The organism is Methylobacterium tardum (genome assembly GCF_023546765.1).
GTDB lineage: Bacteria > Pseudomonadota > Alphaproteobacteria > Rhizobiales > Beijerinckiaceae > Methylobacterium > Methylobacterium tardum.
Map to the genome: position 1 here is coordinate 4,425,959 of NZ_CP097484.1, position 23,137 is coordinate 4,449,095.

The 23,137-nt window shown below is 70.9% G+C and carries 20 protein-coding genes; 12 read left to right on the plus strand and 8 right to left on the minus strand.

Annotated features, from left to right (window positions below; all coding sequences use genetic code 11):
* Positions 1-2: 2 nt before the first annotated feature.
* The 3 genes from M6G65_RS21090 to M6G65_RS21100 form a co-directional block, all read right to left on the minus strand.
* A complete protein-coding gene (locus tag M6G65_RS21090; protein ID WP_238196269.1) occupies positions 3-1,244 on the minus strand; it encodes an MFS transporter in 1,242 nt (413 codons plus the stop codon).
* A gap of 82 nt (positions 1,245-1,326) precedes the next feature.
* A complete protein-coding gene (locus tag M6G65_RS21095; protein WP_238196268.1) occupies positions 1,327-2,244 on the minus strand; it encodes an amino acid ABC transporter substrate-binding protein in 918 nt (305 codons plus the stop codon).
* 298 nt (positions 2,245-2,542) lie between these two features.
* The gene (locus tag M6G65_RS21100; RefSeq protein WP_238196267.1) at positions 2,543-3,454 is read right to left on the minus strand and encodes a LysR family transcriptional regulator; all 912 of its coding nucleotides are present in this window, start codon (positions 3,452-3,454) and stop codon (positions 2,543-2,545) included.
* Positions 3,455-3,552: 98 nt separating this feature from the next.
* On the opposite strand from M6G65_RS21100, the gene M6G65_RS21105 reads away from it, so the two are divergent.
* Together M6G65_RS21105 and M6G65_RS21110 are read left to right on the plus strand one after the other, a co-directional pair.
* Positions 3,553-4,173, plus strand: a complete 621-nt coding sequence (locus M6G65_RS21105) for a glutathione S-transferase family protein (protein ID WP_238196266.1) — start codon at positions 3,553-3,555, stop codon at positions 4,171-4,173.
* A gap of 8 nt (positions 4,174-4,181) precedes the next feature.
* The gene (locus M6G65_RS21110; RefSeq protein ID WP_238196265.1) at positions 4,182-5,099 is read left to right on the plus strand and encodes a pyridoxamine 5'-phosphate oxidase family protein; all 918 of its coding nucleotides are present in this window, start codon (positions 4,182-4,184) and stop codon (positions 5,097-5,099) included.
* Between the two features lie 7 nt (positions 5,100-5,106).
* Here M6G65_RS21110 and M6G65_RS21115 read toward each other — a convergent pair whose 3' ends face one another.
* Positions 5,107-5,754 carry a glutathione S-transferase family protein gene (locus M6G65_RS21115; protein WP_250102839.1) on the minus strand — a complete coding sequence of 216 codons (648 nt, stop codon included), beginning with the start codon at positions 5,752-5,754 and terminating at the stop codon, positions 5,107-5,109.
* Positions 5,755-5,940: 186 nt separating this feature from the next.
* Between M6G65_RS21115 and M6G65_RS21120 the strand changes: the two genes are divergently transcribed.
* From M6G65_RS21120 to M6G65_RS21135, 4 genes are all read left to right on the plus strand, one after another.
* Positions 5,941-6,321, plus strand: coding sequence for a response regulator (locus tag M6G65_RS21120; protein WP_192709909.1), 381 nt, complete (start codon positions 5,941-5,943; stop codon positions 6,319-6,321).
* An 81-nt stretch (positions 6,322-6,402) separates the two neighbouring features.
* Entirely contained in the window at positions 6,403-8,376 is a 1,974-nt protein-coding gene (locus M6G65_RS21125) for an AI-2E family transporter (RefSeq protein WP_250102840.1), read from the plus strand.
* Between the two features lie 153 nt (positions 8,377-8,529).
* Positions 8,530-10,146, plus strand: a complete 1,617-nt coding sequence (locus M6G65_RS21130) for a hybrid sensor histidine kinase/response regulator (RefSeq protein WP_192709907.1) — start codon at positions 8,530-8,532, stop codon at positions 10,144-10,146.
* A gap of 18 nt (positions 10,147-10,164) precedes the next feature.
* Complete coding sequence (locus M6G65_RS21135) at positions 10,165-10,479, plus strand: plasmid stabilization protein (RefSeq protein ID WP_238196262.1); 315 nt, start codon at positions 10,165-10,167, stop codon at positions 10,477-10,479.
* 21 nt (positions 10,480-10,500) lie between these two features.
* Here M6G65_RS21135 and M6G65_RS21140 read toward each other — a convergent pair whose 3' ends face one another.
* Together M6G65_RS21140 and ydiJ are read right to left on the minus strand one after the other, a co-directional pair.
* Complete coding sequence (locus tag M6G65_RS21140) at positions 10,501-11,376, minus strand: ketopantoate reductase family protein (RefSeq protein WP_238196261.1); 876 nt, start codon at positions 11,374-11,376, stop codon at positions 10,501-10,503.
* A gap of 22 nt (positions 11,377-11,398) precedes the next feature.
* A complete protein-coding gene (ydiJ, locus tag M6G65_RS21145) occupies positions 11,399-14,485 on the minus strand; it encodes a D-2-hydroxyglutarate dehydrogenase YdiJ (protein WP_238196260.1) in 3,087 nt (1,028 codons plus the stop codon).
* 116 nt (positions 14,486-14,601) lie between these two features.
* On the opposite strand from ydiJ, the gene M6G65_RS21150 reads away from it, so the two are divergent.
* The 6 genes from M6G65_RS21150 to rpmG all read left to right on the plus strand — a co-directional run bounded on the left by M6G65_RS21150 (position 14,602) and on the right by rpmG (position 20,259).
* Positions 14,602-14,940, plus strand: a complete 339-nt coding sequence (locus tag M6G65_RS21150; RefSeq protein WP_238196259.1) for a hypothetical protein — start codon at positions 14,602-14,604, stop codon at positions 14,938-14,940.
* 133 nt (positions 14,941-15,073) lie between these two features.
* Entirely contained in the window at positions 15,074-17,395 is a 2,322-nt protein-coding gene (rnr, locus tag M6G65_RS21155) for a ribonuclease R (protein WP_250102841.1), read from the plus strand.
* A gap of 23 nt (positions 17,396-17,418) precedes the next feature.
* A complete protein-coding gene (locus M6G65_RS21160; protein WP_238196325.1) occupies positions 17,419-17,883 on the plus strand; it encodes a DUF983 domain-containing protein in 465 nt (154 codons plus the stop codon).
* Complete coding sequence (locus M6G65_RS21165) at positions 17,840-18,583, plus strand: NUDIX hydrolase (RefSeq protein ID WP_238196257.1); 744 nt, start codon at positions 17,840-17,842, stop codon at positions 18,581-18,583. Before M6G65_RS21160 ends, M6G65_RS21165 begins: the two co-directional genes overlap by 44 nt.
* A gap of 53 nt (positions 18,584-18,636) precedes the next feature.
* Complete coding sequence (locus M6G65_RS21170; protein WP_238196256.1) at positions 18,637-19,770, plus strand: MFS transporter; 1,134 nt, start codon at positions 18,637-18,639, stop codon at positions 19,768-19,770.
* A 321-nt stretch (positions 19,771-20,091) separates the two neighbouring features.
* Positions 20,092-20,259 carry a 50S ribosomal protein L33 gene (gene rpmG, locus M6G65_RS21175; RefSeq protein ID WP_010684598.1) on the plus strand — a complete coding sequence of 56 codons (168 nt, stop codon included), beginning with the start codon at positions 20,092-20,094 and terminating at the stop codon, positions 20,257-20,259.
* Positions 20,260-20,396: 137 nt separating this feature from the next.
* On the opposite strand, the gene M6G65_RS21180 is transcribed toward rpmG, so the two are convergent.
* Both M6G65_RS21180 and M6G65_RS21185 read right to left on the minus strand, forming a co-directional pair.
* Positions 20,397-21,314 (minus strand): LysR family transcriptional regulator, encoded by a 918-nt coding sequence (locus M6G65_RS21180; RefSeq protein WP_238196255.1) that lies wholly within the window; start codon positions 21,312-21,314, stop codon positions 20,397-20,399.
* Between the two features lie 79 nt (positions 21,315-21,393).
* Positions 21,394-23,055 carry an OFA family MFS transporter gene (locus M6G65_RS21185; protein ID WP_238196254.1) on the minus strand — a complete coding sequence of 554 codons (1,662 nt, stop codon included), beginning with the start codon at positions 23,053-23,055 and terminating at the stop codon, positions 21,394-21,396.
* Positions 23,056-23,137 lie beyond the last annotated feature (82 nt).

Sequence of the window (23,137 nt, forward strand, 5' to 3'; positions counted from 1 at the left end):
CCTCAGCCCGGGAACGCGACCGGCGCCGGCTTCTGCCGCAGGGCGATGGCGGTGCCGATCCCGAGCGCCAGGATGGTGACGGCGCAGCCGGCGAGCGCTCCGAGCTGGCCGAACCGGAGCAGCGCCTGCCCGATCACCGCGACGCCGAGCGCCTGCCCGCAGAAGAACGAGAAGGCGTGGAGCGCCACCGCGGAGGCGCGGGCCGTCGGCGCGACCTCGGTGACCTGGGTCTGGTAGGTGTTGTGCAGCATGTAGAAGCCGAGACCCATGGCGGTGAGCGCGGCGCAATCGACCTGCCACGTTCCGGCGAGCCCGACCACCGTGAGCGACGCGCCGCAGATCAGGCCGCCGCCGATGAGCATGCGCGGCAGGCCGAGCAGCCGTACCAGCAGCCCGACCAGCGCCGAGTAGGCCAAACCGCCGACCGCGAACCCCGCTAGCACGAGCCCGGCCTCGCGCGGTCCGCCCTCTCCGCGGGCCTCGATCAGGGGGGCGAGGTGCGGGAACACGCCGAAGATCGCGATGGCCTCGATGAACACCGCCGAGAACAGCACCCGCGCCCGGGGATTGCGCAGGATCGTCCGGTAGCGCGTCACCGCCTCGCCGAAGGCCGGGCGGCGGGCGGCGGGTCGGCCGGCCCGGTCGAAGCCGAATACGGTGGCCGCGCAGGCAAACGCCGCCACCGCCGCCGTGACCGCGAACACGCCGCGCCAGCCGATCGCCGCCTCGATCAGGCCCGCGAAGGTCGAGCCCGAGAGCTGGCCGAGGATCACCGCGACCAAGAAGCGCCCGATCGCCACCTGCCGGCTCTCCATCGGCACGCGGTCGCCCAGCAGCGCCAGCGAGAGGGGAATGCAGCCGCCGGCCGCCGCGCCGGCCAGCATGCGCAGGCCGAACAGGCTTCCGATGTCGGGGGCGACGCTGCACAGCGTGAGCGCGACGGCGAGCACCGCCAGACAGGTGCTCATCACCCGCTCCTTGCCGAGCGCGTCGCCGATCGGGCCCAGGACGGGCTGGATGAACGCGTAGGGCAGCGCGAAGGCGGTGGAGAGCAGCGCCACCGTGTGCGCGTCGCTGGCGAGGTCCCGGGCGAGCACGCCGACGAGGGGCTCGACCGAGCGGAGCGCGAAGGTGCTACCGAACCCAGCGCAGGCCAGCACCACGATCAGGCGCGGGATCGACGTGGCCGGCGGCGCCGCACGCGTCGCCGCGGGTGTGAGAGCCGGCTCTGTGCTGTCGGTCATGGGGACGCTTCGCGACGCGGGCTGATCCAGACCCGCGCCATCGCATCTCCCTCGCCCGAGCGGAACCCCGCCGGGCGACAGATCAGTGCGCGTAGAACGCCGGATCCGAATCGTCGCTCGGATGCGCGAAGGCCCAGCGCAGGGCCGAGGAGAGCGGCACGTTGTAGTTGAGGCCGCGCGGCGGGACCGGTCTCAGGAACCAGCGATCGTAGATCGTCATGATCTCGGGGCTCCGGTAGAGATCGGCGGTCGCGCGGTCGACCACCGCCTTGAAGGTCGGATCGTCCCGGCGCAGCATAATCCCGTAGGGCTCCGGGTTCGACAGGGTTTCCTGGCTGACCACGTAGGCCGCGGGATCCTTGGACTGGGCCGCGACCACGCTGAGCTGCACGTCATCCATCACGAAAGCCGCCGCCCGTCCGGTCTCGACCAGGAGGAAGGCCTCGGGCACGTCCTTGGCGGCAATCACCGTGATGCCGAGCTTGCGGTCATTGTTGGCCTTGATCAGCATCAGGATGTTGGTCGAGCCGGCCACCGACGCGACCGTCTTGCCGCGCAGGTCGTCGAGGCTGGCGATATTCTGATCCTTCTTCGACACGAAGCGGGTCGCCGTCAGGAAGTGCGTGTTGGTGAAGGCGACCTGCTTTTTGCGGTCGGCGTTGTTGGTGGTCGTCCCGCATTCGAGATCGACGGTTCCGTTGGTGACCAGCGGAATCCGTGACGAGGAATTGACGAACTCCATCCCGACTTCGAGACCGGGCATGTTCAGCTCGCGTTTCACCGCCTCGGCGACCTTGAGGCAGATGTCGACCGCGAAGCCGACGACCTTCTGGTTCTGGTCGAGGTAGCTGAACGGAGGCGCGGTATCGCGGACGCCGAGCACCAGCCGGTTGCTGTCCTGGATCTTCTTGAGGGTGCCGGTGCGTTCGGCGGCCTGCGCTGATGCCGGCTGGGACACGATGAGGACGAGGGCACCGAGGAGCGGGGTGAGGAGACGCATGGGCTGACGGGTCCCGATCGTCGCGCGTAGGGCGCCCGGCCCGTCCGGACCGGCGAGGGCCCGACCGCGCGCCGGATCGTGCCCCGGCAAGCCCATCAGCAAGAGTCCGGCCGCGGCGCGTTCACCGGACCGGGGACCGCGTCGGATGGCGATGTGCGCGGTAAGGCCGGTTCCGTTGCGTGCTTCGGGCCCACCGTCTTCGCGAGCGGAGCGAAGCAATCCAGTCAGCGCGACGACGCCTGATGTCACGCAGCCCTGGGTCACCTCGCTTCGCTCGTGATGACGGAGCACGGAACCGCTATAAGACCGGCCCACCCTCGACAGCGGCGGGGCGCAGGACGGCCAGCGCCCGCAGGGCCGCGGTGGCGTAATCGAGGAATGCGTTCACCCGCGCCGGCCGGAAGTCTTGGCTCGGCGTCACCAGCTGGACCGGGACCGGCGGCGGCTCGTGGGCGGCGAGCAGCCGTACGAGGCGGCCGGCGGCGATATCCTCCGCCGCCTGATAGGAGAGAACCCGCGCGACGCCGCGCCCGCTGCGGGCGGCGATCAGGGCGGCCTCCACCTCGTTGACGATGAGCCGCGGCGCGAGGCGCACGCGGTTCGTCCCGAATCGCCATTCCCGGAGCCCGGAATTCACGGCGCCCAGGATGGCATCGTGCTCGGCAAGGTCCGCGGGCCTGCGCGGTGTCGCCCGGGCGGCGAGGTAATCCGGGCTCGCCACCACGATCCGGCGCACCTGCCCGACCCGGCGTGCGACGAGCCGCGACTCCGCGAGCTGCCCGATCCGCAGGGCGACATCGATGCCCTCTTCCACGAGATCGAGGTTGCGGTCGGCGAGCACAAGCTCGACCTGCGTCTCCGGATAGGCATCAAGGAAGCCCGACACGACGGGCGCCACGTGCTTGCGTCCGAACAGGACCGGGGCCGTGACCCGCACGAGGCCGCGGACGGCGTCGCGCGCTGCGCCCGAGACGGCCGTGTCGTAGCCCGACAGCAGGCTGCGGGCGCGCTCGGCGAGTTCCAGCCCGGCCGGAGTCGGCGCCAGTTGCCGGGTCGTCCGCTCCACGAGCCGGCTGCCGGCGCGGGTCTCAAGGCTCGCGAGCGCCCGGGTCACGGCGGCGGAGGAGCGGCGCAGCCGGCGCGCCGCGCCCGCGAGGCTCCCGGCCTCGATGATCGCGACGAAGACGGCGAGTTCGTCCAGACGATCCATCGATTGTTGCGGCGATTGAAATTCTGACTGTCAATGTCTCCGGATTTTCCGCCGGCAACGCAAGGGCAATATGGGACGGATCACAGGAGACACGCACGATGACCGACCTGACGCTCTACGGCCTACGCCTCTCGGGCCATTCGCACCGCGCGGAGCTGTTCCTGTCCCTGCTGGGCCTGCCATATCGCTTCGTCGAAGTGGGGAGCGCCGCCCAACGGAGCGCGGACGCGTTCCGGCGGCTCAACCCGCTCGGCCAGATCCCGGTGCTGACCGACGGCGAGGCGGTGATCCCCGACAGCAACGCCATCCTGGTCTACCTCGCGGCGCGCTACGCGCCCGACGGAGGCTGGATGCCGACGGATCCGCTCGGGGCCGCGCAGGTGCAGCGCTGGCTGTCGATCGCGGCCGGCGAGGTGCGGCACGGGCCGGGCCAGGCCCGGCTGATGGTGGTGTTCGGGGCGCCGGGCGATCGGACGATGGTTCATGCCGCGGCGGCTCGGATCCTCACTTTCATGGACACGCATCTGGCCGACCGGACTTATCTCGCGGCAGACCGGCCGACGCTCGCCGACATTGCCTGCTATTCCTACGTGGCGCACGCGCCCGAGGGCGGCGTGTCGATGACGCCCTATGCAGCCGTCCGGGCCTGGATCGCGCGGGTCGAGGCGCTGCCGGGCTTCATCCCGATGCCGGCTTCTCCCATCCCCGAAACGGTGTGAGGTGCATCATGGCCAGCTTCCATGCCGACGAACGCGTGGCCCAGGCGCGGGCCGGCCACGTCCTCGGTGAGACCCCGGCGATCCGCCCGTTCATGCCCGAGCAGCACCGCACCTTCTTCGCGGGCCTGTCCTACCTGCTCGTCGGCACCGTCGACGCGGTCGGCGCGCCGGTCGCCACTCTGCTGACAGGGCAGCCCGGGTTCGTGCAGGCCCCCGACGCGATTCATCTCGACATCGCCGCGGCCCTCGATCCTGCCGACCCGGCGGCCTGGGCTCTGATACCCGGGGCCGAGGTGGGGATCCTGGGCCTCGACCTCGCGACGCGGCGGCGCAACAGGGCCAACGGCCGTGTCGTCCGCCGTGACGGAAACGGCCTGACGATTGCCGTCGCGCAGAGCTTCGGCAACTGCCCGCAATATATCCAGCGCCGCGTCGCCGAGCCGTTTCAGCGCACGGTCGGGCCGATCGAACCCCTCGCGGCCCTCGATCCGGAGGCCGCGGCGCTGATCCGAGGCGCCGACACACTGTTCGTGGCGAGCCGAGCCCGGGATGGTCTGGCCGATGGCGGCGCCGACATCTCGCACCGGGGCGGCCGACCGGGCTTCGTCCGGCTCGAGGGCGACGTGCTGACGGTGCCGGACTTCTCCGGCAACCGCTACTTCAACACGTTGGGCAACCTGATCGGCGAACCACGGGCGGCGCTGCTGTTCCTCGACTTCGACCGCGGCGATCTCCTGGTTCTGCAGGGACGAACCGCGATCGACTGGGCCGGTACGGCAGCGACCGGCCTCTTGGGAGCGCAGCGCTCCTGGACCTTCACGGTCGAGGGCGGCTGGCGCCGCCGGGGCGCGATCCCCCTGCGCTGGAGCGCTCCGGAACCGGCGCCGCAACTCGCGCGCACCGGCACCTGGGAGCCGACGGCCTGAGGCGCGCTCAGGCCGTTCCGGCTGCGGCGGCGTGCTCCGCGGCGAGCTGCGCGTCCGCGGCCGCGACCTTTTGGGAGGCCGGCCGGGCCCGGATCCGCTCGACATAGGCATTCAGCACCGGATCCGGCGCGACGATCCCGAAGCCCATCGTCCATCCGAGCGCGCCGCCCCACAGAATATCGGCGGCGCTGAAGCGGTCGCCGAGCAGGTACGGGCCCGGGGTCAGCGCCTCGGCGACCCGCGCGATCACGCTGTCATAATCGGCGTAGGCCGACAGGGCGCGCGGCCCCGGCTCCCGCTTCAGGTGGCGGTCGATGATGGCGGGCTCGAAGCAGGATCCGTAGAACACCATCCAGCGTAGGTAGGCGGCCCGGGCCGGGTCGCTTGCCGCCGGGGCGAGGCCGACCTCGGGGAAGAGATCGGCGAGGTAGAGGTAGACGGCCGCCTGCTCGGTCACCAGGGCCTCGCCGTGGCGGACCGCCGGCACCTTCGCCATCGGGTTGATGGCGCGGTAGGCGTCCTGAAGATGCTCGCCGGCGCGCATGTTGAGCGCGTGGAGCCGGTAGGGAACGCCCAGCTCCTCAAGGAGCACGCGCACCCCGGACGACCGGGTATTGGGCGAATGATAGAACTCGATGTCAGCGTTATCTGCCACTGTGTTCCGCTCCGGCATTGTCGATTCGCGCGGCGGCACGCTCATACCGCGGGGCGACCGGGTCAACCGCGCGCCCGGCCGCCATTTCTCCACGGACCGGAATCGCGGCAGGAACGTTGGGCGATTGTGCGTTGCCGCGCGTTGGGATGCCGTCCGGCACGACGCGGGCCGGGGGTGCGAGTTCTGATGGCGAAGATTTTGCTGGTCGAGGACCACGAAGAGATCTGGGATTTCCTGTCCCGGCGCCTCAAGCGCCGCGGCTACGAGGTCGTTCTGGCCCATGACGGCGAGGCCGGTGTCCGCCAGGCCCGTTCGGCACAGCCCGACGTGATCCTCCTCGACATGAACCTCCCCATCCTGGACGGCTGGTCGGTCGCCCGCACCCTGAAATCCGGAACCGACACCCGGGCGATCCCGATCATCGCGCTCACCGCCCACGCCATGTCGGGGGACCGGGACAAGGCGATCCAGGCCGGCTGCGACGACTACCACCCGAAGCCGGTCGATTTCTCGAAGCTGCTCAGCCAGATCAGCGCCGCCCTGGGCGAGACCGCACAGGCGGGCTGACGCGGCTCCGGACACGCGAGCCGCCCCTTCCGACGCCGCAGCCGCGGCCGTCTCCTGACCTGAGTAGAGTGGAGCCTGTCCGTGAGCGAGGATCCCGTCACCGCCCAGCGCCTGCGTCAGGGGCTGCCGGTCTTCGTGGCGCTGGCCTCGATCCTCCTCGTCGTGGCGACGCTGGCGGCGCTGTATCTCGGGCGGGAGATCCTCGTGCCGGTGACCCTGGCGATCCTCCTGAGCTTCGTCCTGGTGCCGGCGGTCCGGATGCTCAGGCGGATCCACGTCCCGCGAGCCCCGGCGGTGCTCTTGGTCGTGGTGATCGTGTTCGGGGCCCTGTTCGGGATCGGCAGCCTGATCGCCAGCGAGGCCTCCCAGCTCGCCTCCGACCTGCCGCGCTACACGCAGGTGATGCGGACCAAGATCAAGGATCTGCGCGGGGCGACTGCCGGGACCGGGACCCTGTCGCGGATCGTCGACATGGTCCAGGATCTGAGCGCGACCCTGCAGCCGCCGCCGGCGGCGGAACTCCGCGGCGAGCCCGGCACGCGCACGCATCCCCTCACGGTGGAGATCACGCCCGCCCGCGCCAGCGTCGCCGAGACGCTCCAGACCTTCGCGGGCCCTCTCGTCCATCCGCTGGCCACGACCGGCCTGATCCTGATCTTCACGATCTTCATCCTGCTCCAGCGCGAGGATCTCCGGAATCGCGCGATCAAGCTCGCCGGCGGCTCGGGCGACCTGCGCCGCACGACGGCCGCGATCGACGATGCCACGAGCCGCCTCAGCCGGTTCTTCCTGGCCCAGCTCGCCCTCAACATCGCCTTCGGCGTGGTGATCGGCTTCGGTCTCTGGATCATCGGTGTGCCGAGCCCGACGCTGTTCGGCGTGCTGGCGGCGATCCTGCGCTTCGTGCCCTATATCGGCGCCGCGATCAGCGCGCTGCTGCCGCTGATCCTGGCCGCCGCGGTCGATCCGGGCTGGACCATGGTAATCGCCACGGCCGCCCTGTTCCTCGTGGTCGAACCCATCTGCGGCCACGTGGTCGAGCCGCTGCTCTACGGCCACTCGACGGGCCTCTCGCCGGTCGCCGTCATCCTGGCGGCGACCATCTGGACGTTCCTGTGGGGTCCGATCGGCCTCGTGCTCGCCACGCCGCTCACGGTCTGCCTCGTGGTGCTCGGGCGGCACGTGGAGCGGCTCTGGTATCTCGACGTGCTGCTGGGCGACCAGCCGGCCCTGTCGCCGCCCGAGATCTTCTATCAGCGCATGCTGGCGGGGGATCCGATCGAGGCGATCGATCAGGGCTGGCAGTTTCTCAAGGAACGCGCCCTCGTCACCTATTACGACGAGGTCGCCCTGGCGGGTCTGCTGCTCGCTCAGGAGGATCTCTCGCGCGGAACGCTCGATCGCGAGCGGCAGGAGGAGGTCGGCGCGGCGATCCGCACGGTGGTCGACCGCCTCGGGACCGCCCCGGTCGCGCGGCGGAGCCGGCGGGGATCGGCGCGGGCGCCGGACATCGAGACCGCGGCGGCGCTGGCCGCCATCGGGCCCGACCGGCAGGTCGCGGGCATCGTCCTCGCCCGCGAGGATCTTGCACCCAACTGGCGGAGCGAGACACCGGTCCTGTGCGTGTCGAGCCGCGGCCCGTTCGACGAGGCGGCGACGCTGATGCTGAGCCAGATCCTCGCCCGCCACGGTCTGGCCTCGCAGATCCTGTCGATGGCCGCGATCCGCGCCGGCGAGCGGCCCGAGAACCCGGAGGGCTTGGCGCTGATCTGCTTCTCGTACCTGGAGCCGGTGAGCCTGTCGCAGATCCGCTTCACGGTTCGGCAGGCCCGTGCCGCGGTGCCGGGGGTCCGGATCCTCGTGGGCTTCTGGCGCGAGCGCGATCCGGCCACCTTGGATCGTCTGCGCCGCGCGACCTCCGCGGACTTCCTGGTGACGTCGCTCAACGAGGCGCTCTCGGCGGTCCTGAATGCCTGCCGCGAGCCGAGTCCCGCGCGGGTCGCTCCGGCGCCGGCTACAGCACTGCCCGCGCCGGCCCGGACGGCGGCCGCATGAAAGGCCGGACCTCTCCCCGCCTCAACAGGCGCGATGTGGCCGACGAAGCCGTGCGGTCGACATCGCGTTCCAGACCACTACAGTCGCGCGCGCCAAGCGGCAGCGGCCCCACGTGGCCGGCTTCTACGGCCCGGGGAATGAAGACCGCCTCGCATGTCTGAGACGCCAGAAACGCCACCCTCCGGACCGAGTCCCCCGATCCGGGACAGCGCCCCGAGCGACCTCACCGACCGCAAGAGCGACATCTTCTTCGCCGCGGTCGAGACCACGCGGATGCCGATGATCGTCACCGATCCGCGCCAGCCGGACAACCCGATCATCTTCGCCAACCGCGCCTTCCTGGCGATGACGGGCTACACGCCCGAGGAGCTGATCGGGCGCAATTGCCGGTTCCTGCAGGGGCCTGAGACCGACCGTGAGAGCATCGCGCAGGTTCGCGCGGCGATCGCCGACAAGCGCGAATTCGCCACCGAGATCCTGAACTACCGCAAGAACGGCTCGACGTTCTGGAACGCCCTGTTCGTCTCCCCGGTCTACAACGCCGACGGCGAGCTGGTTTACTATTTCGGCTCGCAGCTCGACGTCTCGCGCCGGCGGGATGCCGAGGATGCACTGGGCCAAGCCCAGAAGATGGAGGCGCTCGGCCAGCTCACCGGCGGCATCGCGCACGATTTCAACAACCTGCTGCAGGTGATCGTCGGCTACGTCGACATCCTGGCGGCCGGCCTGGAGAAGCCGGACGCCGACCGCGCCCGACTGGGGCGCGCCACCGAGAACATCCGGCAAGCCGCGGATCGCGCGACGACGCTGACGCAGCAATTGCTGGCCTTCGCCCGCAAGCAGCGCCTGGATGGACGCGCGGTCAATCTGAACACCCTGGTCGAGGGCATGGGCGAGATGGTCACCCGCTCCGTCGGCGAGGCGGTGAAGATCGAGCTCGATCTCGCGGAGGACCTCTGGAACTGCCGCGTCGACCCAACCCAGGCCGAAGTCGCGATCCTCAACGTACTGATCAACGCCCGCGATGCCATGCCGGACGGCGGTACCGTGCGGATCACCACCGAGAACAGCGAGGTCGCCTCGGGCGGCGAGGTCGGCCCGCTGCGCGACGGCCGCTACGTCAGCATCGCCATCCGGGATTCCGGCACCGGCATCCCGCCCGCCGTGCTGGCGCGGGTGATGGACCCGTTCTTCACCACGAAGGAAGAGGGCAAGGGGACCGGCCTTGGACTGTCGATGGTCTACGGCTTCGCCAAGCAGTCGGGCGGGGCGGCGCAGATCGAATCGACCCTCGGCGAGGGGACGACCGTGCGCCTGTCCTTCCCGGCGACCGACGGCGACGTGAAGGCACCCGCCAAGGTCTCGCTCCGGGCCGTGGACCGGCAGGGCACCGAGACGATCCTGATCGTCGACGACCGCGAGGACGTGGCCGAACTCGCCCGGACCATCCTGCGGGATTTCGGCTACACGACCCTGACGGCCAGCAATGCCCGCGAGGCGCTGGAGATCCTGGATTCCAGCGGGCGGGTCGACCTCCTGTTCACCGACCTGATCATGCCGGGGGGTATGAACGGGGTGCTGCTCGCCCGGGAGGCCCGTCGCCGCCAGCCGCGGCTCAAGGTCCTGCTCGCCACCGGCTACGCCGAGGCGAGCCTGGAGCGAACCGATATCGGCGGCTCGGAGTTTGATCTCCTCAACAAGCCGTACCGGCGCACGGAGCTGGTCCGCCGGGTGCGGGCCATCCTCGACGGTCCGACCGGCGTGGGCTGATCTCACGGGAGACGGGCGATGTCTCAGGGCGACAAGTCGAAATACACCGACAAGCAGAAGCGCAAGGCCGAGCACATCGCGGATTCCTACGAGGCCCGCGGCGTGCCGGAGAAGGAAGCCGAGGCCCGCGCCTGGGCCACCGTCAACAAGGATGACGGCGGAGGCAAGAAGCCGGGCGGCTCGGGTCGGGGAAAGTCCACCGGCCACCCGGCGGCCCACAAGGGCGGCGCAACCGGCGGCAAGGCCTCCGCCGGACGGACGGCCGCCGAGCGCTCCGCCTCCGCTAAGAAAGCCGCGGCGACCCGGAAGGCCAACGCCGCGGCGCGGGCGTGACGGCCTACACCCGAGACACGCTCAGCGCGCCCGCTCGGCGAGCTTGACGAGCGTATGCAGCATCCGGTTGGCCGGCGTCGGGATTCCGAGCGCCGCCCCCTTGCGCACCACGTAACCGTTGAGGTGGTCGATCTCGCTGGGGCGGCCCCGGGCGAGATCCTGGGCGGTGGACGAGCGCTGATCGGCCATCGTCCTGCTCAGCGCCATGACGCTGTCGAAGATGTCGGACGGCACCGACACGCCTGCCGCCTCGGCGACGGCCACGCATTCCTGCACCACGTCGGTCATCGACGCCACGACGCCCTCGCCCTGGACCAAGCGGCCGTAGGGCAGTTGCGTCAGGGCCGAGAGGGCGTTGTAGGCGCAGTTCATGATGAGCTTGCCCCACAGCGCGTCGAGGGCACGTGCCGAGACGGTCGTGGGGGCGCCGGCCGCCGTAAGGGCGGCGGCGGTCCGCGCGCTCGTCTCGGATGCGCCCAGGATCAGGTCGCCCCGGCCGTTGTGCCGCACACGACCCGGCCCGGCCATCGTGGTGGCGACGTAGACCGCCACCGGCACGACCGGCCGCCCGAGGAACGCGGCGAGGCGCTCGGCATTGTCGACACCGTTCTGGAGGCTGACGATCGTGGCGGAGCGGCCGAGATGCGGCGCGATCATCGCGCCGGCCGCTTCGGTGTCGCCGGACTTGACGCAGACCAGCACGAGGTCGGCTCCCGCGACGCCGTTGCCGTCGGTCGTCGCCTGCACGGGCGCGGAGTCGGCTCCCGCCGCGCTCTCCAGAACCAGACCGTCCGACCGCACCGCCTCGACCAGCGCGGGACGGCCGATCAACGTGACCGCATGTCCGGCCTTCGCCAGGAGGAACCCGTAATAGCACCCGACCGCGCCGGCCCCCACGACGGCGTCATGACGGCATCGCTCATCGCGCCGCGGCCGCCGCTTGCTCGGGATGGAACGGCGCCGCACTCACGGCGCTGCGGCGGACATGGTCGAGCAGCGCCTGGGCCGGGTGGCGCAGCCGCACGCCGTCGACGAGCTTGGCCTGCGACCGGCAGGAATAGCCGTCGGCCAGGAGGGTGCAGCCGGGGGCCTCGGACACGTGGCGGGCCCAGCTCGCGTTGTAGATCGTCTCCGAGGTGGCGCGGTGACGGGCCTCGTGACCGTAGGTCCCGGCCATGCCGCAGCAGCCGGAGGCCGGCACATCGAGACGCAGCCCCAGATGGGCGAACAGGGCCTGCCAGTCGCGGACCGCGCCAAGCGCGTTGGTGCGCTCGGTGCAATGGGGCAGCAGCCGCATCGTCCCGCCGCCCTGGCGCGGCGCGATCCGGTCGAGCCGGGTCGCCAGCCATTCCTGGAGGAGATGGACCTTCGGCAAGTCGCCGCCGCCGAGCGCCTGCGCGTACTCGGAGCGGTAGGTCAGCGTCATCGACGGGTCGATCCCGACGAGGGGCACGCCCTGCCGCGCCAAGTCCCGGAGCATCGCGGCGTTCGACCCGGCGACGGCCGCGAACCGGGCCAGGAAGCCGTGCACGTGCAGCGGCTTGCCGTTCGGCCGATAGGGCACGAGCCAGGGCTTGAAGCCGAGGGCGAAGAGCAGCGCGCAAGCATCGGCGACGACCTCCGCGTCGAAGTGGCTGGTGAAGGCGTCCTGCACGATGAGCACCGCCGACGCACGATCCTGAGGATCCAGCCGGGTCAGAGCCTCCGGCGTCGCCACGGGCACACCGAGACTGGCCAACCGCACCTTGAGACTGACAGGCGACAGGCCCGGGATCTCCACCAATCCGGCTTTGGCCAGGAGAAAGCGGACCACCGGATTGGTCAGGAGCGCGTTGCTCAAGCGCGGCGCCCGGGTCGCCAGCGGCAGCAGCGGCTCGAGGGCCGCCACGAGGTGGTCCTTCAGGGGCCGGGAGTAGCGCGTGTGGTAGAGCGCCAGGAACTTGGCCCGGAAGGTCGGCACATCGACCTTGATCGGGCAGGAGCCCGTGCACGACTTGCAGGCGAGGCAACCGTCCATCGCCTCTTTCACGGCGTGCGAGAAGTCGTGCGTTTCGTCCTGTGGCCGGAGGGCGCTCCGCAAGGTGGCGGCCACGTCGCGCAGCCAGCCGGCGCGCTGACGGGCCAGCGCCGCGGCCGGGTCGACGCCCTCCGCCGCCGCGCGCCGCAGCCACTCGCGCATCAGCGAGGCGCGGCCCTTGGGCGAGTGGCGCCGCTCCCGAGTCGCCTTCCAGGACGGGCACATGGCCTCGTCCGCATCGAAGCTGAAACAGGCGCCGTTGCCGTTGCAGTGGAGCGCCTCGTCGAAGTCCCGGCGAACCGGCGCCGGGATGGTGCGATCCTGCTCGCCCCGGCGCGGCACGCCGTCGATCCGGGTCAGGCCCTGCCCCTTCGCCGAGGCGATCTTGCCGGGGTTCATCCGGTCGCCCGGGTCGAAGGCGCGCTTGATCGCTTCCAGAGCCGGCATCAGCGGCCCGAAGGTCGCAGGCACGAACTCGGAGCGGAAGCCCTTGCCGTGCTCGCCCCAGAGCAAACCGCCATACTTGGCGGTCAGCGCGACCACGCCCTCCGTCACCTCGCGGATCAGGCGGTTCTGGTCCGGGTCCTTCAGGTCGATGGCCGGCCGCACGTGCAGCACGCCGGCATCGACATGGCCGAACATGCCGTAGCGCAGGCCCTTGCCGTCGAGGAGCGCCCGGAACTCCGCGATGAAGTCGGCGAGCCGCTCCGGCGGGACGGCAGTGTCCTCCACGAAGGGGATCGGGCGGGCATCGCCCTTGGCGGCGCCCAGCAGACCCACCGCCTTCTTGCGCATGGTCCAGAGCCGCTCGATCGCGTCGCCCCGGGCGATGGTGAAGCCGAGGCGCCGCGTGTCGGTGCCGCGCTCGGCCTCCAGCATCCCGGTGAGCCGATCGAGGGCGGCCTCGACGGCGGCTTCGTCGTCGCCGACGAACTCCACGAGGTTGATCCCGTCCACCGGTCGCCCCGCCGGATCGTCGGGGAAGAAGGCCCGCACCTCGGCCCAGATCGGGTCCTTGCGGGCAAGTGCCAGCACGGTCGAGTCGATGGTCTCGACCGAGGCGGCGCCGAACGGCAGCAGGGCCTGTGCGTCGCGGAGCGCCGCGTCGAAATCGACGTAGGACAGGGCTACCAGGACGGCGGCCTTCGGGATCGGCAGCACGTTGAGCCGCGCCTCGGCGATCAGCGCCAGCGTCCCCTCGGAACCGCAGATCACGCTCTTGAGGTCGAAGCGGCCCTCCGGATCGCGCAGATGCGCGAGATCGTAGCCGGTGAGACAGCGGTTGAGCTTGGGGAAGCGCTCGGCGATCAGCGCCGCATTCTCGGTGACGACGGCATCGACGGTCCGGTGGATCTCGCCGATCCGGTCGTTGCGGCCCTTGGCGGCTTCGAGGCCTTCGGCGTCCAGGGGCTCGGCGGTCCAGACCGTGCCGTCGGTGAGCACGCAGGTCAGCGCCAGGACATGGTCCCGGGTCTTGCCGTAGAGGCACGAGCCCTGCCCGCAGGCATCGGTCGAGATCATGCCCCCGAGGGTCGCGCGGTTCGAGGTCGAGAGCTCGGGCGCGAAGAACAGGCCGTGCTTGGCGAGTTCCCGATTGAGCTGGTCCTTCACCACTCCCGGCTCGACCCGGACAATGCGGTTGGCGACATCGATCTCCAGGATGCGGGTCATGTGCCGCGAGGTGTCGACCACGAGGCCGTGGCCGAGCGACTGGCCGTTGGTCCCCGTCGCCCCGCCCCGCGGCCGGATCACGATCTCGGCGAAGCGCGGGTCATCCAGAAGCTTCGCGATGCGCACGAGATCGTCGCGCGTGCGCGGAAAGGCCACGGCCCCCGGCTCCACCTGGTAGATCGAGTTGTCGGTGGCGAAGACCGTGCGGTCGGCATCCGAGAGCGTCAGGTCGCCCTCGAAGCCGCGCAGGCGCAGCTCCGCGCAGGCCGCCTCGTAGAGCGGCACGGCCTCGGTATGGCGGGTCAGGACCGGGATCATCTCAGCCTTCTACACCCGGCGGATCGGGAGGAAAGGTCGGCGGTTCTGTCACACGGATCCGGTCACGGCTGGCATCCGGCTTGCCATGCGGCGGGGACATTCGAAACGGAAGCCTCATGAACGCGAGCGTGGAACGGGTCAGGGACGCCCTGGCCGAGATGATCAAGGCGGCGCTGATCTCGGACGACGAGACAAGCCTCGCCTGCCGCACAGCCGGTCGCGCGAAGCTCGCGGCGCTCGCCGCCGACCCGCCCGATCCGGCGAGCCTGCGCATGGACGGCGCCTGGACCTTGGCGGTCCACGATGCCGAGGCTCCGGATCTGGCACCGCTGGAGGGGCAGGTAAACCTGACGCTGCCGCGGGCCTGCCCCTTCACCCTGGAGGAGATCGTCGCACCCGGCTTCGACGTCGATCGAGCGGTCGATCACATCCGGAAGATCGCCTCCACCGGCTGATCGCGGCTGTTGAGGACGGCTGCCGCGGCGTTGCCGCGGGCGGGCCCGGCACCCATCTTAGGATCACAGGACCGAAGCCTCGGTCCGAGGCCCGCGCGGGCTCCGTCTTCCGAGAACTGTCCGGCACCATCGTTTGGCACGACGCACCACCGCCCCGGCGGCCGAGCCCGCCGCTCCGCCGTCCTTCCCCACCCGTGAGCAGATCCTCGCCTTCGTCGCCGAGTCGAAGGAGCGCGTCGGCAAGCGCGAGATCGCCCAGGCCTTCGGCATCAAGGGCGCCGCCAAGATCGAGCTGAAGCGCATCCTGAAGGAGATCGAGGAGGACGGCGCCCTCGACCGCGGGCGCGGCGGACTCGCTCCAGCCGGGCATCTACCGCCGGTCGTGCTTGCCGACATCCGCTCCCGGGACCGGCACGGCGACTTCCTGGCCGTTCCAGTGGAGTGGACCGGCGCCGGCAAGCCGCCGTCCATCGTGCTGACGCAGCCGCGCGGCCCCCGCAAGGGCAATCGTCCCGCGGCCGGCATTGGCGACCGCGCCCTGGTGCGCGTCGAGCGTGACGCCGAGGGCGGCTATACCGGCCGGGTCATCAAGGTCATTGGGAAGAACAAGGCCGAGATCATCGGCGTCTACCGCGTCGGCGCGCAGGGTGGCCGGATCGTGCCCGTCGAGAAGCGCTCGCAGGGCCGCGAGATCCTGATCCCGCCCGGCGAGGAGGGTCAGGCCCGGGACGGCGACCTCGTCAGCGTCTCCCTGGAGCGCGAGACGCGGTTCGGCCTGCCGCGGGGTCGGGTGCGGGAGCGGCTCGGCTCGCTCGGCTCCGAGAAGGCGGTGAGCCTGATCGCGCTGCACCTGCACAACATCCCGCACGTCTTCGCGGACGCGACCCTGGCGGAGGCTGATTCCGCGAAGCCCGCGACCCTGCAGGGCCGTGAGGATTGGCGCGACCGGCCGCTCCTGACCATCGACCCGCCGGACGCCAAGGACCACGACGACGCCGTCATGGCCGAGGCCGATCCCGACCCGGCCAATCCCGGCGGATTCATCCTCACCGTCGCGATCGCCGACGTCGCGGCCTACGTGCGGACAGGATCGAGCCTCGACCGGGAGGCGCTGGAGCGCGGCAACTCGGTCTACTTCCCGGACCGCGTCGTGCCGATGCTGCCGGAGCGGATCTCCAACGACCTCTGCTCGCTCCGCGAGGGTGAGGACCGGCCGGCACTCGCCGTGCGGATGGTCATCGCCGCCGACGGCGAGAAGCGCCGCCACAGCTTCCACCGGGTGATGATGCGCTCGCGGGCCAAGCTCGCCTATGCGCAGGCGCAAGGCGCGATCGACGGACAGCCGGATGCCGCGACCCTGCCGCTGCTGGATAGCGCGCTGCGCCCGCTCTGGGCGGCCTACGCGGCCCTGCGCGCGGCCCGGGACCGGCGCGGGCCGCTCGCCCTGGACCTGCCCGAACGGAAGGTCCTGCTCAGCCCCGAAGGCGCCGTCGACCGGGTGATCGTGCCGGAGCGCCTCGACGCGCACCGGCTGATCGAGGAGTTCATGATCCAGGCGAACGTCGCCGCCGCCGAGACCCTGGAGCAGGCGCGCCAGCCGCTGATCTACCGCGTCCATGACGAGCCCGCCCTGGAAAAGATGCGGGCGCTGGGCGAGGTGCTGGCCTCGGTCGGGATCAAGCTGCCGAAGGAAGGGGCGTTGCGCCCCGCCCTGTTCAACCGGATCCTCGCCACCGCGGCCGAGACCGAGCACAGCGTCTTCCTCAACGAGGTGATCCTGCGCAGCCGTGCCCAGGCCGTCTATGCCGCCGAGAATCTCGGGCATTTCGGCTTGAACCTGCGCCGCTACGCGCACTTCACCTCGCCGATCCGGCGCTACGCCGACCTGATCGTCCACCGGGCGCTGATCACCGCGTGCAGGCTGGGCGCCGACGGGCTCGCGCCCGAGATCTCGATGGGCGAGCTGGCGCAGATCGGCGAGCAGATCTCGGCGGCCGAGCGCCGCGCCATGGCGGCCGAGCGCGAGACCATCGACCGGCTGATCGCCCACCACCTCGCCGATCAGGTCGGAGCCACCTTCGAGGGCCAGATCGCGGGCGTCACCCGGGCCGGCCTGTTCATCAAGCTCGATGAGACCGGGGCGGACGGCTTCGTGCCGGTCTCGCAGCTCGGCGCCGACTATTTTCGCCACGAGGAGGGCCGCCACGCCCTGGTGGGCGAGCGGACCGGCGAGACCTTCCGCCTGGGCGACCGGGTTGAGGTGCGGCTCGTAGAGGCCGCGCCGGTGGCCGGGGCGCTGCGCTTCGAACTCCTCAGCGAGGGCCGGACCCGCTCCGGTGCCCGCAAGGCCGGTGCGGGCATGAAGCCCGGCGGACGGCCATTCAAGGCCGCGCCGCCCGGCCGCCCCGCCGGCATCCGCAACACCGGGTCGCGCCACCGCGGCTCGCGCCGATGACCCGGCCGATGTACACCCCTGCCATGAATGCCGACGCGATCCCGGCCCGCACCCGCCTGATCCCCGCGATGGCCAGGGGCTTCATCGGCCGCTGCCCGCATTGCGGCCAGGGCCGGATCTTCGGCCGCTTCCTCAAGGTCCGGCCGGAATGCGACGCGTGCGGCCTCGAGCTGCACCACCATCGAGCCGACGACCTGCCCCCCTACGTGGTGATCTTCATCGTCGCTCACATCGTGGGCTACCTGATCCTGGAGACCGAGAGCGCCTACGAGGTGCCGCTCTGGGTCGAGATGGGGGTCTGGCCGGTCTTCACGCTCCTGTTCGCGCTGGTCCTGCTCCAGCCGGTCAAGGGGGCCGTCGTCGGGCTGCAATACGCCCTTGGCATGCACGGCTTCGCCACGCTACCGCGGAGCCGCCCCGTCCCGGGGTCGGAGGAGACACGCCTTGCCGCTGCCGCAGCAGGAGCCCCAGATCGCCACAGCTCCTGAGCGGAAGCCCGCCGCGGCGCGGCTGCGCCCTCGGGATGCCGCAACCCTGATCGTGATCGACCGGCGCGGCAAAGGTGGCCCGAAGGTCCTGATGGGGCGGCGCAACCCGAACCTCGCCTTCATGCCGGGCAAGTTCGTCTTCCCGGGCGGCCGGATCGAACTCGGCGACCGCCACATGCCGGTGGCCGGGGCGCTCCCCGATTATGCCGAGGCGGCGCTGACCCGGCAGGTCTCCCGGCCGCCGCACCATCTCGGCCGCGCCCTGGCGCTGGCGGCCATCCGCGAGACCTACGAGGAGACCGGCCTGCTCCTCGGCACCACCGAGCACGGTGCTCCCGAGGACGTTCCGGCGGGCTGGGAGGGTTTCGCCCGGCACGGCGTGCTGCCGGATCTCGAGGCGCTCCACCTCGTCGCCCGCGCGATCACGCCGCCCAAGCGCGTGCGCCGCTTCGATACGCGCTTCTTCGCGATCGACCGCCGGATGGTGGCGGCCGAAGAGCCGGGGCGGATTAGCGCCGACGCCGAGTTCACGGAACTGGCCTGGGTCCGGCTCGACGCCGCGCGCAAGCTCGACCTGCCGTACATAACCCGCGCCATCCTGGACGACCTGGAGGCGCAGATCGCCGTTGATTTCGCGCCGTACCGGATGATTCCCTACCACTACGAACGCTACGGCCGCCGCGAGCGGGTGGCCTTGTGAGCCGCCCGGAGGAACGGGCACGGGACGCGCGGCGGGGGATCAGGTCGGAGGATGTGGCGGCGATCGCGGCGGCCGTGACCTGCGTCACCGTCGTCGGCATCGGGCTGAGCCTGTCGATCCCGCTCCTGTCGATCGAGATGGAGCGGCGCGGCGCGTCGAGCACGCTGATCGGCCTCAACACCGCGGTGGCGGGCATCGCCAGCATCTGCACGGTGCCGTTCGTGCCGCGGCTCGCGGCGCGGATCGGTGTCGCCCCGCTGCTCGGCCTGGCACTCGTCATCGGGGCGATCAGCCTCGCGCTGTTTCCGATCCTGCCGGGCATCGCCCTGTGGTTTCCTCTGCGCTTCGTCTTCTCGGCGACGCTGGGCGCGCTCTTCGTCCTCTCCGAGTACTGGATCAACGCCGCCGCCCCGCCGGAGCGCCGCGGCCTGGTGATGGGCATCTACGCCACCGTCCTGGCGGCGGGCTTCGCGGTCGGACCGCTCCTGCTGGCGCTCGTCGGCACCGAGGGGCTGGCGCCCTACGCGACCGGCGCCGTGCTGATGCTGGCCGGCGGCCTGCCGATCGTGCTGGCGCGCGGGCTGTCGCCGACGATCGAGCCGGGCTCCGGCCGCGGCATCCTCGGCTATGTCCGGCTTGCCCCCGGCGCGCTGGCGGCCGCCCTCGCCTACGGGGCGGTGGAGACCGGGATCTTCGCGATCCTGCCTCTCTACGGCCTGCGGCTGGGCTACGACGCGCAGGGCGCGGCGGGGCTCGTGAGCCTGATCGCGCTGGGCAACGTGCTGTTCCAGATCCCGTTCGGCTGGCTCGCCGACCGCCTCGACCGCGGCGCGGTGCTGCTCGGCGCGAGCCTCGCGGGCGCCGCGGGCTCGGCCCTGATCCCGCTCGCGGCCGGCAGCCCGATGGCGTTCGGTCTGTTACTCTTGGTCTGGGGCGGCATCGCCGGCACCCTCTACACGGTCGGCCTCGCGATGCTCGGCGACCGCACGCCGGCGAACGACCTCGCGGGCGCCAACGCGGCCTTCGTGGTGCTCTACAATGTCGGCCTGATGCTCGGGCCGCCGGTGATCGGCGGCGGTCTCGACCTCGTGCCGCCGCACGGCTTCGCGCTGGCGCTGCTCGCCCTGTTCCTGGCTTTCGCCGGATGGCTCGCCGCGGCGGACTTCAGGCGCGGGGTGAAACGGTAGACTCGTCCCGGGATCCGCCAAACCCGTCATTCCGGGACTGCGCAGCAGGGCCCGGAATCCAGATCCGCACCGGGTGCCCGGCTTATCGCCGTCGGCGGCTCTGGGTTCCGGGCTCGCCTTCGGCGCCCCGGAACGACGGAAGGGCCCCCCAAACCGCGTCGAAGCTGGCAAGACACGAACCAGCTTGGCCTACTGGCCGGCCGCCCCACTCTTGACCTGCCGGGCCCGATCGGGCATTCACCCGCCCGTATTCGGCCGGGCCCTCCCGGCCATTTGCGTTTCGCTCACGCGGAATGCCGCACCCTGCAGGAGCGCCGCGCCATGGCCAAGGCCGTCACCGTCAAGATCAAGCTCGTCTCCACCGCCGACACGGGCTACTTCTACGTCACCAAGAAGAACTCCCGGACGCAGACCGAGAAGCTGTCGATGCGCAAGTACGACCCGGTCGCGCGCAAGCACGTCGAGTTCAAGGAATCCAAGATCAAGTAAGAGCGCAGGCCGCGTTCCGGCCTCGCCCGTGCGAAGCCGCTCCGGAAACGGGGCGGCTTTTTTGTTGCGCTCTCGTCTTTGCGAACGGAGCGAAGCAAAGGCGGAGGCTTCGAGCGGGACGCCCCGGTCCCGGCCCGTCAGGCGGGTGTCGACGCCGCCAGATCGGGATCGAGCGTCCGCGCCAGCGACCGCGCGATGGCGACCAGAGCCGTCACCATCGGCGTCGAGGGCTCGCGCCGCGGGGCGACGAGGCCGATTGTGTGCTCCAGATCCGGGGCGGTGATCGGGATGGTGCGCACGCCCTCGATCGGCCCCAGGGCATCGACCAGGATCTCCGGCATGATCGAGGCCCAGCGCAGGGTGCGCACATGGGTCAGCAGCACGATCATCGAGTTCGATTCGAGGGTGGCGGCTGGGTCCGCGCCCGATTCCCGGATCTGCTGGTCGATGATCCGCCGGTTCTGCATGTTCGGCGTCAGCAGGCAGAGCGGCAGGCTGGCGGTCTCAGCCCAGGTGACGCTGGCCCGGCCGTCGAACGGGCCGCCGATCGCCGTCACCAGACGGTAGCGTTCCCGGTAGAGCGGCACGGAGACGACCCGCCCGAGGGGTTCGTTGTCGAGGTAGGTCAGGCCCGCATCCGCCTCCAGGTTCTCGATCAGCGAGAAGATGTCGGCCGAGGTGGCGGATTCGACCGTGAGCCGCACGTCCGGGTGCCGCTCGCGATAGGGCGTGGTGAGGTTCACGATCATCGGCAGCGCCGTGGGGATCGCGGCGATGCGCAGGTGCCCGGTCAGGCCCCGGCGCAGGCCCGTGACCTCCTCGTGCATGGCCCGGGCATCGGCCACGATCCGCCGCGCCCATTCCAGCACCCGCTCGCCCTCCGGGGTGAAGCCCTGGAAGCGCGAGCCGCGCAGCACGAGCTGGACGCCGAACCGGTTCTCCAGCTGCTTCACGCCGGCCGACAGCGTCTGCTGGGTCACCCCGCAGGCTTCGGCGGCGTGACCGAAATGCTGCTCGCGGGCGAGCGCGAGCAGGAAGTCCAGCTTGTCGATCACGACGGAGGCATCCCGGCACGGCGAGGCGCTCGAAACCTAGCGACCCACCGTGCCCGCCACAACCGGCGGCTCCGGGCGATCACCGGAACAGGATGAAGGCCTTCGACAGGGTGATGCCGATACCCCAGACGATCGGGATGCCGACCACCGCCCACGCCAGGGCCGCGCCCGGGCTGAACCCGCCGCGGCCGATGCCGAAGGAGCCGGACGGCCCGGAGGCGGTCGCACCCGTGCGGACATCGAGGGCGGCACGCTCGGAATCCGACATGAACCAGCGCTGGGCCAGCGGACGGACCAGCAGGTTGCAGATGAACCCGGCCACCAGGAAGCCAGCGAGCACGTACATGGTCCGGCCGTAGAGCTCCGCACCCTGCACGCCTGCGGCGATCTGCGCCTCGCGGATCTTGGTGATCACGAAGGGCCCGACGATGCCGGCCATCGACCAGGCGGTGAGCAGGCGCCCGTGGATGGCGCCCACGAACTGCGTGCCGAACACGTCGGCGAGGTAGGCCGGGACCGTCGCGAAACCGCCGCCATACATCGACAGGATCACGCAGAAGAAGGCGACGAACAGCGCCTGCGAGCCGATGCCGGCCGCCCAGGGCGCGGCCGCGTAGAGCACGCCGCCCAGCGCGAAGAAGATCGCGTAGGTGACCTTCCGCCCGATCCGATCCGACATCGAGGCCCAGAAGAACCGGCCGAGGATGTTGAACAGGGAGAGCAGGCCGACGAAGCCGGCGGCGATCGCCGCGACCTGCGCCTTCTGGCCGGCATCGAGGGCCGAGAAGCCGGTGCCCGGCAGGCCGATCAGCTCACCGCCGAAGATCTCCTGAAGCATCGGCGAGGCCAGCGCCAGCACGCCGATGCCGGCGGACACGTTGAGGAACAGCACGAGCCAGATCATCCAGAACTGGAAGGTCTTGTGCGCGTCCCGCAGGTGCACGTGGCCGGAGGCGATCATGGCGTTCTTGGCAGCCGGAGCGGTCCAGCCGTCCGGACGCCAGCCGGCCGGCGGCACCCGGTAGCCGAAGGCGCCGCCGAGCATGAACAGGATGTAGCCGACGCCCATCACGGCGAGCGTCTGCCAGACGCCGGCCGAGTCGGCGGTCCGGAAGCTCTTGATCAGGCTGTCGGCCAGGGGCGAGCCGATCATCGCGCCGCCGCCGAAGCCCATGATCGCCATGCCGGTGGCCATGCCGCGCCGGTCCGGGAACCACTTGATCAGCGTCGAGACCGGGGAGATGTAGCCGAGGCCGAGCCCGATGCCGCCGATCAGGCCCATGCCGAGCCAGATCAACCAGAGCTGGTGGACGTAGACTCCGAAGGCACCGATCAGGAAGCCGCCGCCCCAGCACAGGGCGGCCACGATGCCGGCCTTGCGCGGGCCCGCACGCTCCAGCCAGCCGCCGAACAGGGCGGCCGAGAGGCCGAGCACGACGATGCCGATCGAGAACACCGTGACGAGGTCGCTGACGCGCCAATCGCAGGTGGTGGTGAACAGGGCTGTCATCACGCTCATATCCGCACAGGCGGCGGGTGCCGGTTTCCCGACGGAGAGCGCCCGAGTGAGCGGCAGCCAGAACACCGACAGGCCGTAGGCCATGCCGATGCAGAGATGGATCGCGAGGGCTGCCGGCGGAACCAGCCACCGGTTGAACCCCGGTTGCGCAACGATACGCTCGCGCGAGAGCAGACCCGGCGCGACATCGGGCGCGACCGCGCCCGTAACACCAAGACTCATGACGTCATCCTCCAGGGCAGCCACGTTCACGGGCCGCTCGGCGGAGTTAGATGCGCGATTTGTGTGCAAGGTGCCAGCGCGG